Consider the following 15,761-nt stretch of genomic DNA (forward strand, 5'->3'; position numbering starts at 1 on the left):
ATGAGACTCAGAAGTGCTATTGAATCTCAAGAAAGCAAGTGAAAAAGCAACCGCTTGTGCAGTTGCTTTTCGTTTTTCTAATCTCTAATCTCACTAGATATGAGTTACTTGGTCAACTCTTGATTATAGGAGAGAGCTAAATCAATCCAGTAAGGAAGTTCTTTTTGACCTTCAATATCTAGGTCTATATAGCCATGATAAGGTCGCCCTCTCATCAATGTAGTACGAGCTCCTGTTCGGGGTAGAACTTGCTTTTCCATTTCTTTGCCAATTCTCACCATAACCAGCTCGTCCTTTCTGGAACTGACTGTAAGGACCATTTTCCCACGAATCATAAAGGCAAGACCACCAAACAGTTTCTTTTCTTCTAACTCTTCTTCGAAAATTTGGGGAGGAAGTTTGAGTGCTAGAATTTTTCGAATCTGCTGAGCTAAAGATTGACTATATGCCATAGCTTTTCACTTTTCTTAATAACGTGATGGGCCCGCACTTGCACTTCGGATATTGAAACGTTTCTTGAGATAGAAGCGAAGAGCGAGAAGGGTAGCTCCCAGGATAGCCAAAGGCAATGGAGCAAGGACTGGATTGAGGTTGGCTGGTAGGAAGCTTGTTGCAAAGAAGACAACCAACCAAAGGACCATAGAAGCCAGGATAACGAGGATTGATTTCCAGAATGGAGGACGTTGGCTACGATCTGTGTCTGGTCCATAGTACTGGTAGACAAAGTAGTACATCAAGTAGAAGGCAACACCTCCAACAAGCCCAACCAACAAGAGGGTAATCAAACCATAGCCAATAGCCTGGTCTGTAGAGAAAAAGTTGGTCAGAGCGCTAACCAGTGCAAAGAGACTGGTAATAAAAAGGGCTGAGTCCATAATCATGAGTTTTGGATCATCATTTTCTTTTGGATGCTCTTTTTCGTACTGTTCCTTGACTGTGAAACTGTGAGCCCAGTGAGTTGGAGCGCCATAGAGGGAACGAGCTGTTGTTCCTTTGACTTGCTCTTCAAGGATTTTAGGAATGACTTCCTCAAAAACAGCCTTGATTTCAGCATCTGTTTTGCCATCTTTGATAAATTGCTGGGTAGCAATATGGATAAACTCTTGGTTTTTCTTAGTTAGTTTTTGTAGATCAATCTGAGACATAGAGATTCCTCTTAGAACCATTTTTTATGGATGAGATAGAGAGTGAGCGAAACACTCATAGCAAAGGCGATAAAGACGATTAACCAGAAGGCGTGTGGTTCACCGTTTAAAGGGATTTCATTATCCTTGAAGTTCATCCCGTAGGCTGAGAAGATCATGGTTGGGACAGACATAACGATGGTCACGAGAGCCAGAGTTTTCATGATGTTGTTCTGGTTGTTGGAAATGATAGAGGCAAAGGTCTCTGTCATAGAGTGAAGGACGTTTCCATAGATATCTGCCATCTCGATGGCCTGTTGGGTTTCAATTAGAGTGTCTTCGAGTAGGTCTTCGTCTTCTAGGTATTTCTTGATGTTGCTAGTTGCGCTGGTCAATTTCTTAATCACGCGCTCGTTCGTCTTCAGTGAGGCCTTGAAATAGACGATGGTCTTTTCCAATTCCATGAGCTCGATCAGCTCTTCGTTTCGAGTAGACTTGTGAAGTTGACTTTCGATTTGTTCACTCTTACGGTCGATCGAACGAAGGGCCGTAAGGTAAAGTTCGGCGTTGCGGTAGAGAATCTGGAAGATAAAGCGTGAACGCATGAAAGTGTAGAAATTGCGCAGTCTACGGTTGATAAAGACATCGAGAACAGGGAGGGGCTCCAAGCAGGTAGTGATAATGGTCTCCTCTGTGATGATAATCCCCAGCGGAATCGTAACGTAGTAGGTACGATTGTTTCTTTCCTCTGTGATGGGAACGTCCACGATGATCAAAGTGTATTCATCTTCGATGGTAATACGGGACATTTCTTCCGCATCGAGCGGTGCTCGAAGGTCGGCAATGTCAATATCAAAGGCGTTGGCGATTTCCAGTGATTCATTTTGTGTAGGATTGACGAGGTTGATCCAAGTACCCGGTTCAAGCGTGTCGATCTCTTTAAATTCCGTTGTTGTTGAGAGAAAAACTTGTTTCATATCCCCTATCCTTTCCTACTATCTTCAGTGATTCATTTTTTGCACCGTACTATTATACTATAAAAACAGCTTTTTGGGTAATAGAATTTCACATTTTTTGGTATAATGGAAAGCAATAATGGACTAGAAAGAACAAAGATGCAAGATAAAATTGTCATTCATGGGGCACGTGCCCATAACTTAAAAAATATTGATGTGGAGATTCCGCGAGACAAGCTGGTTGTTGTGACTGGTTTGTCAGGTTCTGGGAAATCCAGTCTGGCCTTTGATACCCTCTATGCTGAGGGCCAACGTCGCTATGTAGAGAGTTTGTCAGCCTACGCTCGCCAGTTCTTGGGCAATATGGAAAAACCAGATGTGGATGCCATTGATGGCCTCAGCCCAGCTATTTCCATCGACCAGAAAACCACCAGCAAAAACCCTCGTTCGACCGTGGGAACGACGACTGAAATCAATGACTATCTGCGTCTCCTCTACGCACGTGTGGGGACGCCTTACTGTATCAACGGACACGGGGCTATCAAGGCTTCTTCTGTGGAGCAAATCGTTGATAAGGTCTTAGAATTGCCAGAACGCCAACACTTGCAGATTTTGGCCCCTGTTATCCGCAAGAAAAAAGGACAACATAAGAGCGTCATTGAAAAGATTCAGAAAGATGGCTATGTTCGTGTCCGAGTGGATGGGGAAGTCTATGATGTGACCGAAGTGCCTGAACTGTCTAAGAGCAAGCAACACAATATCGATGTTGTGGTCGACCGTATTGTCATCAAGGAGGGCATCCGTAGCCGTCTCTTTGACTCCATTGAGGCTGCCCTTCGTATCGCAGAAGGTTATGTGATTATCGACACTATGGACGATTCGGAGTTGCTCTTTTCTGAGCACTATGCCTGTCCAGTTTGTGGTTTTACTGTCCCAGAATTAGAGCCTCGACTCTTCTCCTTCAATGCTCCTTTTGGATCTTGTAGTGAGTGTGACGGTTTGGGCATCAAGCTAGAGGTGGATGTTGACTTGGTGGTTCCTGATACCAGCAAAACTTTGCGTGAGGGAGCCTTGGCACCTTGGAATCCTATCTCATCCAACTACTATCCAAACATGCTAGAGCAGGCCATGACAGCCTTTGGAGTGGATATGGATAAGCCTTTTGAGGACTTGTCAGAAGAAGATAAAAACTTGATTCTCTACGGCTCGGATGGCAAGGAATTCCATTTCCACTATGAAAATGAATTTGGCGGTGTGCGCGATATTGACATTCCGTTTGAGGGAGTTGTCAATAATATCAAGCGTCGTTACCATGAAACCAATAGTGACTACACGCGCACCCAGATGCGTCTCTACATGAATGAGCTGACTTGTGGAACCTGCCACGGCTACCGTCTCAACGACCAGGCCTTGTCTGTCCGTGTGGGTGGGGAGCAAGGACCGCATATCGGAGAAATCTCAGACTTGTCTATCGCAGACCACTTGGCTTTGGTGAGTCAGCTGACCCTGTCTGAAAATGAAGCCATCATTGCTCGTCCTATCCTCAAGGAAATCAAGGATCGCTTGACCTTCCTCAATAACGTGGGACTCAACTATTTGACTCTGTCACGTTCGGCAGGAACCCTTTCAGGTGGTGAGAGTCAGCGAATTCGCTTGGCAACCCAGATTGGTTCCAACCTATCAGGTGTCCTCTATATCCTAGATGAGCCGTCTATCGGTCTTCACCAGAGGGATAATGACCGCCTGATTGCCAGTCTGAAAAAGATGCGTGATTTGGGCAATACTCTCATCGTGGTAGAACATGACGAAGATACTATGCGAGAGGCGGATTATCTGATTGACGTTGGTCCAGGTGCCGGTGTTTTTGGTGGCGAGATTGTTGCTGCAGGAACACCCAAGCAGGTGGCTCGCAACAGCAAGTCTATCACAGGTCAGTACTTGTCAGGGAAACGTGCGATTCCAGTACCAGAAGAGCGCCGTTCCGGAAATGGTCGTTTTATCGAGGTGACAGGAGCGCGTGAGAACAACTTGCAAAATATCACCGCTCGCTTCCCGCTAGGAAAATTCATCGCAGTGACGGGGGTATCAGGTTCAGGGAAATCGACCTTAATCAACAGTATCCTCAAAAAAGCCATTGCCCAGAAGCTTAACCGCAATTCAGACAAGCCTGGTAAATTCAAGACGATTACAGGGATTGAGCATGTAGACCGCTTGATTGACATTGACCAGAGCCCGATCGGACGGACGCCGAGGTCCAACCCGGCTACCTATACGGGAGTTTTTGACGATATACGTGACCTTTTTGCCCAGACAAATGAAGCTAAGATTCGAGGCTATAAGAAGGGCCGTTTCAGTTTCAACGTCAAGGGAGGTCGTTGTGAAGCCTGCTCAGGTGACGGGATTATCAAGATCGAGATGCACTTCTTGCCAGATGTTTACGTGGCTTGTGAAGTCTGCCACGGGACTCGCTATAACAGTGAAACCCTAGAAGTCCACTATAAGGAAAAGAATATCTCGCAGGTCTTGGACATGACCGTCAACGATGCGGTGGAATTCTTCCAACACATTCCCAAGATTCAACGCAAACTTCAGACCATTAAGGATGTGGGGCTGGGCTATGTAACGCTAGGGCAACCGGCTACCACCCTTTCTGGAGGAGAAGCTCAGCGTATGAAGTTGGCTAGTGAACTCCATAAACGCTCGACAGGAAAATCCTTCTATATTCTGGATGAGCCAACGACAGGGCTTCATACTGAGGATATCGCTCGCTTGCTTAAAGTTTTAGCTCGCTTTGTCGACGATGGCAATACAGTCCTCGTCATCGAGCACAATCTGGATGTTATCAAGACGGCAGACCATATCATCGATTTGGGACCTGAGGGCGGTGTCGGTGGAGGAACCATCATCGCAACAGGAACTCCAGAAGAAGTAGCGGCCAATGAAGCCAGCTACACAGGACACTATTTGAAAGGAAAGTTAGATCATGAATAAACGTGTGCAAGCATTTCTAGCTAAAATGCAAGAAAAAGAACTAGATGGTATCATCATCAACAACCTTAAAAACGTCTATTATTTGACTGGTTTTTGGGGTTCAAATGGAACAGTTTTTATCAGCCGTGACCGTCAGGTTTTGGTGACGGACTCTCGTTATATCATTGCGGCTAAGCAAGAAGTAACAGGTTTTGAGATTGTGGCTGACCGCGATGAATTGGCTGTTATTGCAGGCATTGTTAAGGATATGGGCTTGTCTCGCGTCGGTTTTGAAGACGAGATTTCGGTCTCTTATTACCACCGTATGCAGACGGCCTTTGCAGGGATTGACTTGCTTCCACAGACTCAGTTTGTTGAAACGCTTCGTATGATTAAGGATGAGAAGGAGATTGCGACTATTCGCAAGGCTTGTTCCATCTCAGACCAAGCTTTCCACGATGCACTTGACTTTATCAAACCTGGAAAGACTGAGATCGAAATTGCCAACTTCCTTGACTTCCGTATGCGTGAGCTGGGAGCATCTGGCTTGTCTTTTGATACCATTCTAGCCAGTGGTATCAACTCTTCTAAGCCCCATGCCCATCCGATGCACAAACCAGTAGAACTAGGTGAAGCCATTACCATGGACTTCGGCTGTCTCTACGACCATTATGTCAGTGATATGACACGGACCATCTACCTCAGTCATGTCAGTGACGAGCAGGCAGAGATTTACAATACGGTTCTGAAAGCCAACCAAGCCTTGATTGATCAAGCTAAGGATGGCTTAGGTTTCCGCGACTTTGACAAAATACCTCGTGATATTATCATCGAGGCAGGCTATGGCGACTACTTTACTCACGGTATTGGACACGGTATCGGACTGGATATACACGAAGAACCTTATTTTAGCCAAACTTCGAAAGAAGTCATTAAGTCTGGTATGGTCTTGACTGATGAACCGGGTATCTATATTGAAGGTAAATACGGGGTCCGTATCGAGGATGATATCCTGATTACAGATAACGGTTGCGAATTGTTGACTCTAGCGCCGAAGGAATTAATTGTTATTTAAGAAAATTAAGATAAATCATTGACTTTTATATTTTAAAGGTTTATACTGATAGACGAAAACGGTAGGTGAGGCTACCATAGGGATACGGATGACTACCGCAAAGCAGTGGAGACACTACTCGTTGGTCAACAGTCCTGGTCGCGAAGGCCAAGACTAAGCTCATTACATCGCCCTATGGAGTTAAAGCTTGAACGAAAAAACAGATAATTAGTTTTTTAATCCTGCCATTTTATGGTGGGATTTTCTACTGTTTTAGAACAAGGAAAGGAGACAAACGATGCAAATTGACGATCATCCAGAACCGCACATACACAGCCAATCGCTGATTTGTGTCGTTCTGCCCTTATAAAGTGATTGGTCTCTGTGTATGAAACACATCATTCATACAGATAGGAGAAACCAATGAAAACTACAAAAGAAAGATTAGCAACAGCTATTCACACACCCTTAAACGAAACTCTATCTTTTTATAAGACAAGTCTAACAGGCTTGACTGAGGAGCAGGTGGAGAAAAATCGTGACCTATATGGCGAAAACACCATCACCAAGGGTCAAGAAGACAGTATCCTCAAAAAGATTTACGAATCTATTATCAATCCATTTACAATCATCCTGCTGGTCATCGCTATGATCTCCATGGTGACCAATGTCTGGTTGGCGAAGCCTGGACAAGAAGATCCGACAACCTCTATCATTATCGTCGTTCTCGTTCTAATCTCTGGTGGTATACGCTTTGTCCAAGAACTGCGGAGTGACAAGGCTGCGACCAATCTATCAAAAATGATTGTGAACACAGCCACAGTTATTCGTGAAGGCCAGAGTTTAGAGGTTGCAATTGAAGATTTGGTCGTTGGAGATATAGTCAAATTAAGTGCTGGGGATATGATACCAGCAGACCTCCTTTTGATTGAATCACGTGATTTCTTTGTTCAACAGTCTGGTTTGACAGGTGAAAGTGACTCGGTTGAAAAACTAGCCTTGTCAAAAATGAGTCAGTCAAATTTTGATAGTCTGCTAGAAGCAGAAGCGCTCGCTTTTATGGGAACCAATGTGATATCAGGAAGCGCCAAGGCTTTGATTCTAGCGGTCGGTGATGACACCATGATGGGAGAAATCGAGCAGACTCTCAATACCTATGACGAACCGACCTCTTTTGAACGGGAGATGAACAGCATCTCTTGGCTCTTGATCCGTTTGATGTTGGTCATGGTTCCCATCGTCTTTCTCTCCAATGGCTTGACAGATGGCGACTGGCTGGAAGCAGGTGTGTTTGCACTGAGTGTTGGTGTTGGATTGACACCTGAGATGCTTCCTATGATCATCACGGCTAGTTTAGCAAAAGGCTCCATTATCATGGCCAAGGAAAAAGTCGTCATCAAAAAACTCAATGCCATACAGGACCTAGGTGCTATTGATATCTTATGCACGGATAAAACCGGAACCCTTACCCAAGACGAAATTGTCCTTGAATATCCTTTGGATATACATGGAGATTTGGATTTGTCTGTGTTGAGACGGGCCTATCTCAATTCCTATTTTCAAACCGGTTTGAAAAACTTGATGGACCGTGCCATTATCAGTAGAACTGAAAAAGAAGCTAAAGAACACGCTATTCTACAAAATTTGGATACTAGCTTCCAAAAAATAGACGAATTGCCCTTTGATTTTGAACGCAGACGGATGAGTGTCATCGTCAAGGATGAGAACGAAGTTGTTAGTTTGGTAACCAAGGGTGCTCTAGAGGAAATGCTTGCGATTTCAACCCATGTGGAATATCAAGGTCAGATTAGCCCTCTGACGGATGATATCCGATTGGAAATCTTAAAAGAAGTGGACCAACTCAATCAACAGGGATTGCGAGTCTTGGGAGTCGCCTATAAAACAGGCCTAAAAGAAGGTTTTGCTTACTCCGTTGAAGATGAAAAAGAGATGATTCTAACAGGATATCTTGCCTTTCTAGATCCACCAAAACCATCAGCAGCACCTGCTATCCAAGCTTTGTTAGAACACGGTGTTCAAACGAAAATCTTGACGGGGGACAATGAGAAGGTAACCCAAGCAGTTTGCGAAAAAGTTGGTCTAGACGTTGATCAAATCTTGTTGGGTTCGGATATTGATGCCATGACGGACGAAGAGTTGGCCCAAGCAGTTGAGAAAGTGACTGTCTTTGCCAAACTCTCTCCGGATCAAAAAGCACGAATCATTTTACAAATCAAATCGAATGGACATTGTGTCGGCTATATGGGAGATGGGATCAATGATGCTCCTTCTATGAAAGTGGCAGATGTGGGGATTTCGGTTGATACAGCAGTAGATATTGCCAAAGAAACGGCTGATGTCATTTTGCTAGATAAGGATTTGATGGTGCTTGAAAAAGGGCTGGTTGAAGGGCGTAAGGTCTACGCTAATATGACCAAATATATCAAGATGACGGTCAGTTCTAACTTCGGGAATATTTTCTCTCTGTTAGTGTCTGGTATCTTTTTACCTTTCCTTCCTATGGCTCCGATTCACTTGATTGTCTTAAACCTCGTCTACGACCTTTCTTGCATTGCCTTGCCATTTGATAATGTGGATGAAGACTTTTTGAAACATCCTCATAAGTGGGAAGCTAAGTCTATTACTCGTTTTATGATTTGGATGGGTCCGATTTCTTCTGCCTTTGATATTTTAACCTTTATTTTGCTCTATTTTGTCATTGTCCCAATGGCGACAGGTCAAGCCTATGCTCACGGAGCAGAGGCTGCAACGGGCTTTATCATCTTGTTCCAGACAGGTTGGTTCATTGAATCCATGTGGTCCCAAACCATGGTTATCCATATGCTTCGTTCAGCAAAACTTCCTTTCTTACAAAGTCGTCCATCATGGTTTGTTCTTGGAACAACCTTGCTAGCAGCTAGTTTTGTGACCTTCCTTCCCTACTCTTCAATTGCTAGCCTGCTTCATTTAACCCCTTTGGAACCAATTTATTTCCTCTTTTTGCTTTTGATTATCGTTCTCTATATGATAAGTGTTACAGTTGTAAAACGATTGTATATCAAAAAATTTAAAAGTTGGTTATAAATTGATTTTGTCAAGAAAAAAGTACGAAAATCGCGAAAAAAGTTAAATTTTTTTAAAAATAGGTCGCAAGTCGGATGTTTTTTATGGTATAATAGACTAAACTGATAGTAACATGTAGCGAAAGGGGTAGGTACATGATCAAAATTTATACAGTCTCAAGTTGTACTAGCTGTAAAAAAGCGAAAACCTGGCTCAATGCCCACCAGTTAAGTTATAAAGAACAAAATCTCGGTAAAGAAGGAATTACAAGAGAAGAGTTATTAGATATTCTAACGAAAACAGATAATGGAATTGCCAGTATCGTTTCGTCAAAAAACCGCTACGCTAAGGCACTTGGAGTTGATATCGAGGATTTGAGTGTCAATGAAGTGCTCAACCTAATCATGGAAACACCACGGATCTTAAAGAGTCCGATTCTCGTTGATGAGAAGCGCCTGCAAGTCGGCTATAAAGAAGATGATATCCGTGCCTTCTTGCCACGCTCTGTCCGTAATGTAGAAAATGCAGAAGCACGTCTACGTGCAGCTCTATAAAACATCAAGGCTGGGAGTGACTCCTGGCCTTGTTTGCTCTTTTGTTTTAAAATCATGTGAGGAATTATGAAAAAGTTACTAATTGCTAGTTTTGCTCTCCTCTTTTTGCTTGCGGGATGTGGGCAAAAAAAGGAAACTCCTGCTGCTTCCACAACAGCATCTGAACCTCTCCAATCCAACCTTCCCGTTTTGGACAATGCCGAAAAGAATACGGTTGTCACCAAGACCTTGTTGATGCCGAAGTCAGAAAATGGAACGCAACAGACTCAGACCATTACCTATAAAGGTAATCAGTTTTTGACCTTGATCATCCAGCAAAAACGACCTGTCGGGGATGAACTCAAGACCTTTATCTCTGAAAATGGCCTAGAGGAGACGCAAAAAGCGCTTCTAGAAGCGGAAGAAAAGGATGAGACCATCCAAGAGGCACGCAAACTAGCAGGATTCAAACTGGAAACAAAGCTACTCAGCGAGACAGAAATCCAGACTACAACGACTTATGATTTTCAAGTTTTGGATGTCAAAAAGGCATCTCAACTAGAATATTTAAAAAATATTGGTCTTGAAAATCTCTTAAAAAACGAACCTAGCCAGTATATTGCTGACAGAGTGGCAAATGGGGCGACAGAACAGTAAGAAAATCCAAATAAACAAACTGATTTATTTGTAGAACGTAAGGAAATATGCTATAATAGTAATATTCTAAGGAAAGAGGGTGTTAGAATGGGATTTACTGAAGAAACTGTACGGTTTAAATTGGATGATTCCAATAAGAAAGAAATTAGCGAAACGTTGACAGATGTCTATGCTTCTTTGAATGACAAGGGCTACAATCCGATTAACCAGATCGTCGGTTATGTATTGAGTGGTGACCCTGCCTACGTTCCTCGTTATAACAATGCACGAAATCAAATCCGTAAGTATGAGCGTGATGAAATTGTTGAAGAACTGGTACGCTACTACCTTAAGGGACAAGGAGTCGATCTATAATCTATGAGAATTATGGGATTGGACGTCGGTTCAAAAACAGTAGGGGTGGCGATTAGCGATCCCCTAGGATTCACCGCTCAGGGACTTGAAATCATCCAGATTAATGAGGATCAGGGCCAGTTTGGTTTTGACCGTATCAAGGAATTGGTTGACAGCTATAAGGTAGAACGCTTTGTAGTAGGTCTGCCAAAAAATATGAACAATACCAGCGGTCCGCGAGTAGAATCCAGTCAAGCTTATGGTGCCAAGCTAGAAGAACTTTTTGGTTTGCCAGTAGACTATCAGGATGAGCGTTTGACAACGGTCGCTGCGGAACGTATGTTGATTGAACAAGCAGATATCAGCCGTAACAAACGCAAGAAAGTTATTGATAAGTTGGCTGCTCAGCTGATTTTGCAAAATTATTTAGATAGAAAATTTTAAGACAGAGGAGAAACTATGTCACACGATCACAACCATGACCACGAAGAACGTGAATTGATTACACTAGTAGATGAGCAAGGAAATGAAACCTTGTTTGAAATTCTTTTGACCATCGACGGAAAAGAAGAATTTGGTAAAAACTATGTTCTGCTAGTGCCAGTTAATGCAGAAGAAGATGAAAATGGTGAAGTTGAAATTCAAGCTTACTCATTTATCGAAAATGAAGACGGAACAGAAGGCGAATTGCAACCAATCCCAGAAGACTCAGAAGACGAATGGAACATGATTGAAGAAGTCTTCAACAGCTTTATGGAGGAGTGATACAGTCTGGGAGACTGTATCACCCCAACTCCTAGAAACTAGAAAGAGTTGGAACATCCAGAGGACGTTTTTAGCCCTGCGCTAGAAATTAAAAACGCAGGCAGTCTGGGAGACTGTATCAGCCCAGCTCCCTGAAATAAGAGAGAGCTGGTAAGTCCGGGGGACGTTTTTACCCCTGCTTCTAGAAATAAGAAAAAGCAGGAACATCCAGTGGATGTTTTTAGCCCAGTTCCTTTAAATAAGAGAGAACTGGTAAGTTCTAGGAACATTTTTAGCTCACGTTGAAATTCATAGTAGCTAGTGATTAGCTAACCAGGTAAGAGGTCGGGATTTTAGTCCCGACCTCGTTTTTTTATTTGCAATCATACTTTGATGCTATAGTTGATTGGACTTTTGTTAAGGAGACATGTATGTTTGAAGTAGAAGAATGGCTTCATAGTCGGATTGGTTTAAACTTTAGATCTGGACTTGGACGAATGCAGCGAGCTGTGGATTTGCTGGGGAATCCTGAGAAGACTTATCCTATTATCCACGTAACAGGGACTAACGGTAAAGGGTCAACTATTACCTTTATGAGGGAGTTGTTTGTTGCTCATGGTAAAAAAGTTGGTACTTTTACCTCTCCTCATATCGTCAGTATCCATGATCGAATCTGTATTAATGGGCAACCAATCGCAGAGGAAGATTTTGTCCGTATAGCTAACCAAGTCAAGGAGATGGAGAAAATTCTCTTAGAAACACATGATCAATTGTCTTTCTTTGAGTTGTTGACCCTGATTGCCTTGCTTTACTTTAAAGAGCAGGGAGTGGATCTAGTTCTGCTAGAAGTGGGAATTGGTGGTTTGCTTGATACCACTAATGTCGTAACAGGGGAGATTGCAGTTATTACTTCCATTGGGCTAGATCATCAGGAGACCTTGGGGGATAGTCTGGAGGAAATAGCCGAGCAGAAAGCTGGTATTTTCAAGGCTGGCAAGAAGGCAGTCATCGCTAAGCTCGCTCCAGAAGCTAAACTTGTCTGTCAAAATACAGCGAGAGAGTTAGGTGTGGATCTCTATCAAGCTGGGGGAGACTTCACCTTTAATGCTGGGAATTTTTCAAGTAAGCTAGCAAGCTTTTCCCAACTTGACATCAGTTTGGAAGGTGCTTACCAGCAAGAAAATGCCGCCTTAGCTTTAGAAACTTTTCTTCTGTTTATGGCGTCAAGAGGTGGAAGGGTCGAAGAAGAGTTTGTCAGACGGGCTTTGAAGGAAACACATTGGGCAGGTCGATTGGAACGGATTCGTCCGCAAATCTACCTAGATGGGGCTCACAATCTGCCAGCCTTGACTCGTCTAGTAGAGTTTATCCAAGGGAAAATCCAGCAAGGTTACCAGGTTCGCATCCTTTTTGGAGCACTTAAACGCAAGGATTATCAGGGGATGCTAGGTTATCTATCTGAGCAGTTGCCTCAGGTAAAACTTAAGGTAACAGGCTTTGACTACCAAGGCTCTCTGGATGAAAAGGATGTGGTAGGTTATGATTTGATTCCTTCCTATGGCGACTTTATCAGAGAATTTGAAGATAAGGCCAATGGCCAGGACTTGCTTTTCGTGACGGGATCCCTCTACTTTATCTCGGAAGTCCGAGCAAGTTTGGTAGGAAGCGACGAGATTAGTTGACCTTATAGGTTTATGTTGCTATACTGTAGGTAGGAGGTATATCTGGAAACGATTCCAGCAAAACATTGGCACAAAAGAAAGGAAATCGCTATGAAAACGAAAACATTCACACTTTCTATTGCTTCCCTAGCAATTCTTAGTCTTTTAGCAGCTTGTGGACCTAAGGCACAAGCCCCTACCCAGCAATCTGCTCAGCAATCATCTACTCAACAAGAATCATCTTCTAGCGCTACGACAAGTGCTAGTCAACCGCAGGCATCCTCAAGTCAGGACACTACTGTAGCTCAACCTACGAATATCGATGGTACCTATACTGGAAAAGATGAGAATGACCAAATCACTCTTGTTGTAACAGGTAAAACTGGCACATGGACTGAGGTCGAGCCAGATGGGGATAAGGAAATCAAGCAAGTCAGCTTTGAACCAGAAAAACAACGTGTCATTATCGGTGATGATGTCAAAATTTACACGGTTAATGGTAATCAATTGATTATCGATGATATGGACCGAGAGGCATCTGACCGAGTGGTATTAACGAAATAGGATCTCAAATCTAAATAGAAGTTTGGAATTAAGGTTTCAGCTTTACCTTCTACAACTTCAATAGCGACTATCATAGGATTTGTGCGATATTGAAAAATATAAATAATATTGGAAAGAACTATCATTTTGGTAGTTCTTTTTAAGCCTCTTAATACCCTAGTTAAAAATATAAGAGGGGCAGTGCTTCATATAGTGTGGGTGTAGTTTAGAAATCTTGCAGTTCTTGGAATAGTTTGCATAGAAAAAGGCAAACGGTTGCCATCTACCCCTGAACTGAGGTATACTAGTAGAAACAGTAGTTTATCAAGCAGTTAAGGAGAATGTTAGAAAAGAAAGGGGATGTATGACAGCTAGAAAAATGCAGCTACTCATGTCCAAATATGGTTTCAGTATTACCATCATGTTGGCAGAGTTGTTTATCGTCTTTGGTTTGTTTCTCTATCTAGGCCAGATGGCTCCAATTGTCTGGATTATCCTAGTCATTTTAGTGAGCTTAGCGACTATTGTATCGATTGTCAATCGGTCTATGAATCCTGAGAGTAAGGTAACATGGCTGTTAGTAGCCTTTGTGCCAGTGTTTGGGCCATTGCTCTATATCATGTTTGGAGAACGCCGTTTATCTAAAAAGGAAATGAAGCAGCTAAAGCAGCTCCAATCAATGGTTGATCGAGAGGACAATAGCAGAGCTCTCCGTTTGGAGTTAAAAGAGCAGGACAAGTCAGCTTACGGAGTTATCAAATCTCTCCTCAGCATGGATACGAATGCTGATGTCTATGATCGAACGGATACACAATTTTTTGCCTCTGGTGAAAGTATGTGGCACCAGATGCTAGAGGATCTCAGGAAAGCGGAGAAATTTATCTTTCTTGAGTACTATATCATCGAAGAAGGCTTGATGTGGAACAGTATTTTAGAGATTTTGGAAGAAAAGGCAGCTCAAGGAGTAGAAGTGAAGCTTCTCTATGATGATATTGGATGTATGGCAACCTTGCCTGGGGATTACACCATCCAGCTTCGTAGCCGAGGGATTGAAGCCCACAAATTTAACAAGGTGATTCCACGTTTGACCGTTGCTTATAACAACCGTGATCACCGTAAAATCATGATTATAGATGGTCAAATTGCCTATACAGGTGGTATCAATCTGGCTGATGAGTATATCAACCATATCGAACGTTTTGGTTACTGGAAGGATAGCGGTATTCGTCTGGATGGACCTGCAGTTAAGGCTTTTACCAGACTCTTTTTATCTGCCTGGTACATCAACCGTGGAGAGATTAGTGACTTTGACCAATACCATCTCGAAAATCAACCAAAAGATGGGATGGGGCTCTGTATTCCCTATAGTAGTGGACCAAAACCCATCTACAGAGCCCAAGTTGGAAAAACGGTCTATCAAAATCTTATCAATCAAGCTACAGATTACGTCTATATCACGACTCCCTATCTGATTGCGGACTACGATCTAACTGAAAGTATCAAAAATGCAGCTCTGAGAGGGGTAGATGTGCGAATTGTGACACCGTGTATCCCAGATAAGAAGGTTATTCAGTTAGTTACTCGAGGAGCCTATCCAGACTTGTTATCTGCAGGGGTTCGTATTTATGAGTACAGTCCGGGATTCCTTCATAGCAAGCAAATGCTTGTCGATGGAGAGGCAGCTACTGTGGGGACCATCAATTTTGACTATCGTAGCTTGCTCCACCACTATGAAAATGCCGTCTTGCTTTATAGAACGCAGTCCATCATCGATATTGAAAGGGACTTCGAAGAGATTTTTAAAGTTTCTCAAGAAATTTATCCCCACACCATCAAAACCAGCTGGTATCAAAGCCTCATCAAGGAAATTGTCCAGTTGTTTGCACCTATGCTCTAACTATCCATCAAGATCTAGCCCAAGGCTGGGTCTTTTTTGTTTTCTTACGAATAGATAAGTAAAGGAGAAAACCATGCTTAATCTAGAAGATGATGATTTTATCAGAGAGTATAGTAATAGCCGATTTCACCGTTTTCGTGAAATCGAACGCTTTGCGCTGTTGGATAAGAAATTCAGCAAATATCAATCCCAAGCTGACATTCCTGTAAGATTTTGATATACTAAA

15 protein-coding genes and 1 riboswitch are annotated in these 15,761 nt (G+C 42.9%); of the genes, 12 read left to right on the top strand and 3 right to left on the bottom strand.

All coding sequences use genetic code 11. The features are described 5' to 3' along the window. Nucleotides 1–104: 104 nt before the first annotated feature. Genes AB2B49_RS00830 through AB2B49_RS00840 form a run of 3 tightly spaced genes read right to left on the bottom strand, consistent with a single transcriptional unit; the run spans nucleotide 105 to nucleotide 2,101 of the window. Nucleotides 105–452, bottom strand: a complete 348-nt coding sequence (locus tag AB2B49_RS00830; RefSeq protein WP_007520826.1) for a TfoX/Sxy family protein — start codon at nucleotides 450–452, stop codon at nucleotides 105–107. A gap of 15 nt (nucleotides 453–467) precedes the next feature. Further along, nucleotides 468–1,145, bottom strand: coding sequence for a DUF1129 domain-containing protein (locus AB2B49_RS00835; RefSeq protein WP_049505495.1), 678 nt, complete (start codon nucleotides 1,143–1,145; stop codon nucleotides 468–470). An 11-nt stretch (nucleotides 1,146–1,156) separates the two neighbouring features. After that, the gene (locus AB2B49_RS00840) at nucleotides 1,157–2,101 is read right to left on the bottom strand and encodes a magnesium transporter CorA family protein (RefSeq protein ID WP_000815617.1); all 945 of its coding nucleotides are present in this window, start codon (nucleotides 2,099–2,101) and stop codon (nucleotides 1,157–1,159) included. A gap of 138 nt (nucleotides 2,102–2,239) precedes the next feature. Here AB2B49_RS00840 and uvrA point away from each other — a divergent pair, with 138 nt between their 5' ends. From uvrA to AB2B49_RS00900, 12 genes are all read left to right on the top strand, one after another. Then, complete coding sequence (gene uvrA, locus AB2B49_RS00845) at nucleotides 2,240–5,071, top strand: excinuclease ABC subunit UvrA (RefSeq protein ID WP_049505494.1); 2,832 nt, start codon at nucleotides 2,240–2,242, stop codon at nucleotides 5,069–5,071. Beyond that, nucleotides 5,064–6,125 (top strand): M24 family metallopeptidase, encoded by a 1,062-nt coding sequence (locus tag AB2B49_RS00850; RefSeq protein WP_001042877.1) that lies wholly within the window; start codon nucleotides 5,064–5,066, stop codon nucleotides 6,123–6,125. The genes uvrA and AB2B49_RS00850 overlap by 8 nt, the downstream gene beginning before the upstream one ends. 55 nt (nucleotides 6,126–6,180) lie before the next feature. Continuing rightward, a riboswitch (M-box (ykoK) riboswitch) is annotated at nucleotides 6,181–6,332 on the top strand. Nucleotides 6,333–6,527: 195 nt separating this feature from the next. Continuing rightward, nucleotides 6,528–9,188, top strand: coding sequence for a magnesium-translocating P-type ATPase (mgtA, locus tag AB2B49_RS00855; protein WP_049505493.1), 2,661 nt, complete (start codon nucleotides 6,528–6,530; stop codon nucleotides 9,186–9,188). Nucleotides 9,189–9,322: 134 nt separating this feature from the next. Then, nucleotides 9,323–9,721, top strand: coding sequence for a transcriptional regulator Spx (gene spx / locus AB2B49_RS00860; protein ID WP_000591165.1), 399 nt, complete (start codon nucleotides 9,323–9,325; stop codon nucleotides 9,719–9,721). A gap of 66 nt (nucleotides 9,722–9,787) precedes the next feature. After that, entirely contained in the window at nucleotides 9,788–10,357 is a 570-nt protein-coding gene (locus AB2B49_RS00865; RefSeq protein ID WP_049505492.1) for an SP0191 family lipoprotein, read from the top strand. Nucleotides 10,358–10,444: 87 nt separating this feature from the next. Further along, a complete protein-coding gene (locus AB2B49_RS00870; protein ID WP_000507059.1) occupies nucleotides 10,445–10,711 on the top strand; it encodes an IreB family regulatory phosphoprotein in 267 nt (88 codons plus the stop codon). A gap of 3 nt (nucleotides 10,712–10,714) precedes the next feature. Next, nucleotides 10,715–11,134, top strand: coding sequence for a Holliday junction resolvase RuvX (gene ruvX, locus AB2B49_RS00875; RefSeq protein WP_049505491.1), 420 nt, complete (start codon nucleotides 10,715–10,717; stop codon nucleotides 11,132–11,134). A gap of 15 nt (nucleotides 11,135–11,149) precedes the next feature. After that, a complete protein-coding gene (locus AB2B49_RS00880; RefSeq protein WP_000017624.1) occupies nucleotides 11,150–11,455 on the top strand; it encodes a DUF1292 domain-containing protein in 306 nt (101 codons plus the stop codon). 410 nt (nucleotides 11,456–11,865) lie between these two features. Further along, complete coding sequence (locus AB2B49_RS00885) at nucleotides 11,866–13,116, top strand: bifunctional folylpolyglutamate synthase/dihydrofolate synthase (protein ID WP_049505490.1); 1,251 nt, start codon at nucleotides 11,866–11,868, stop codon at nucleotides 13,114–13,116. Nucleotides 13,117–13,206: 90 nt separating this feature from the next. Continuing rightward, a complete protein-coding gene (locus AB2B49_RS00890; RefSeq protein WP_049505489.1) occupies nucleotides 13,207–13,659 on the top strand; it encodes an SP_0198 family lipoprotein in 453 nt (150 codons plus the stop codon). A gap of 343 nt (nucleotides 13,660–14,002) precedes the next feature. Continuing rightward, the gene (gene cls / locus AB2B49_RS00895; protein ID WP_049505488.1) at nucleotides 14,003–15,535 is read left to right on the top strand and encodes a cardiolipin synthase; all 1,533 of its coding nucleotides are present in this window, start codon (nucleotides 14,003–14,005) and stop codon (nucleotides 15,533–15,535) included. A 73-nt stretch (nucleotides 15,536–15,608) separates the two neighbouring features. After that, nucleotides 15,609–15,752, top strand: coding sequence for a hypothetical protein (locus tag AB2B49_RS00900; RefSeq protein WP_164497043.1), 144 nt, complete (start codon nucleotides 15,609–15,611; stop codon nucleotides 15,750–15,752). Nucleotides 15,753–15,761 lie beyond the last annotated feature (9 nt).

The organism is Streptococcus jiangnanensis (assembly GCF_040888325.1).
In the GTDB taxonomy this organism is placed as follows: domain Bacteria; phylum Bacillota; class Bacilli; order Lactobacillales; family Streptococcaceae; genus Streptococcus; species Streptococcus jiangnanensis.

What these genes read in the sequence shown, in the direction of transcription:
- AB2B49_RS00865 (WP_049505492.1), top strand. Translation starts at nt 9,788, where the DNA reads ATGAAAAAGTTACTAATTGCTAGTTTTGCTCTCCTCTTTTTGCTTGCG.
- AB2B49_RS00900 (WP_164497043.1), top strand. Translation starts at nt 15,609, where the DNA reads ATGCTTAATCTAGAAGATGATGATTTTATCAGAGAGTATAGTAATAGC.
- AB2B49_RS00880 (WP_000017624.1), top strand. Translation starts at nt 11,150, where the DNA reads ATGTCACACGATCACAACCATGACCACGAAGAACGTGAATTGATTACA.
- spx (WP_000591165.1), top strand. Translation starts at nt 9,323, where the DNA reads ATGATCAAAATTTATACAGTCTCAAGTTGTACTAGCTGTAAAAAAGCG.
- uvrA (WP_049505494.1), top strand. Translation starts at nt 2,240, where the DNA reads ATGCAAGATAAAATTGTCATTCATGGGGCACGTGCCCATAACTTAAAA.
- AB2B49_RS00830 (WP_007520826.1), bottom strand. Translation starts at nt 452, where the DNA reads ATGGCATATAGTCAATCTTTAGCTCAGCAGATTCGAAAAATTCTAGCA.
- AB2B49_RS00835 (WP_049505495.1), bottom strand. Translation starts at nt 1,145, where the DNA reads ATGTCTCAGATTGATCTACAAAAACTAACTAAGAAAAACCAAGAGTTT.
- AB2B49_RS00885 (WP_049505490.1), top strand. Translation starts at nt 11,866, where the DNA reads ATGTTTGAAGTAGAAGAATGGCTTCATAGTCGGATTGGTTTAAACTTT.
- AB2B49_RS00840 (WP_000815617.1), bottom strand. Translation starts at nt 2,101, where the DNA reads ATGAAACAAGTTTTTCTCTCAACAACAACGGAATTTAAAGAGATCGAC.
- ruvX (WP_049505491.1), top strand. Translation starts at nt 10,715, where the DNA reads ATGAGAATTATGGGATTGGACGTCGGTTCAAAAACAGTAGGGGTGGCG.
- cls (WP_049505488.1), top strand. Translation starts at nt 14,003, where the DNA reads ATGACAGCTAGAAAAATGCAGCTACTCATGTCCAAATATGGTTTCAGT.
- mgtA (WP_049505493.1), top strand. Translation starts at nt 6,528, where the DNA reads ATGAAAACTACAAAAGAAAGATTAGCAACAGCTATTCACACACCCTTA.
- AB2B49_RS00870 (WP_000507059.1), top strand. Translation starts at nt 10,445, where the DNA reads ATGGGATTTACTGAAGAAACTGTACGGTTTAAATTGGATGATTCCAAT.
- AB2B49_RS00850 (WP_001042877.1), top strand. Translation starts at nt 5,064, where the DNA reads ATGAATAAACGTGTGCAAGCATTTCTAGCTAAAATGCAAGAAAAAGAA.
- AB2B49_RS00890 (WP_049505489.1), top strand. Translation starts at nt 13,207, where the DNA reads ATGAAAACGAAAACATTCACACTTTCTATTGCTTCCCTAGCAATTCTT.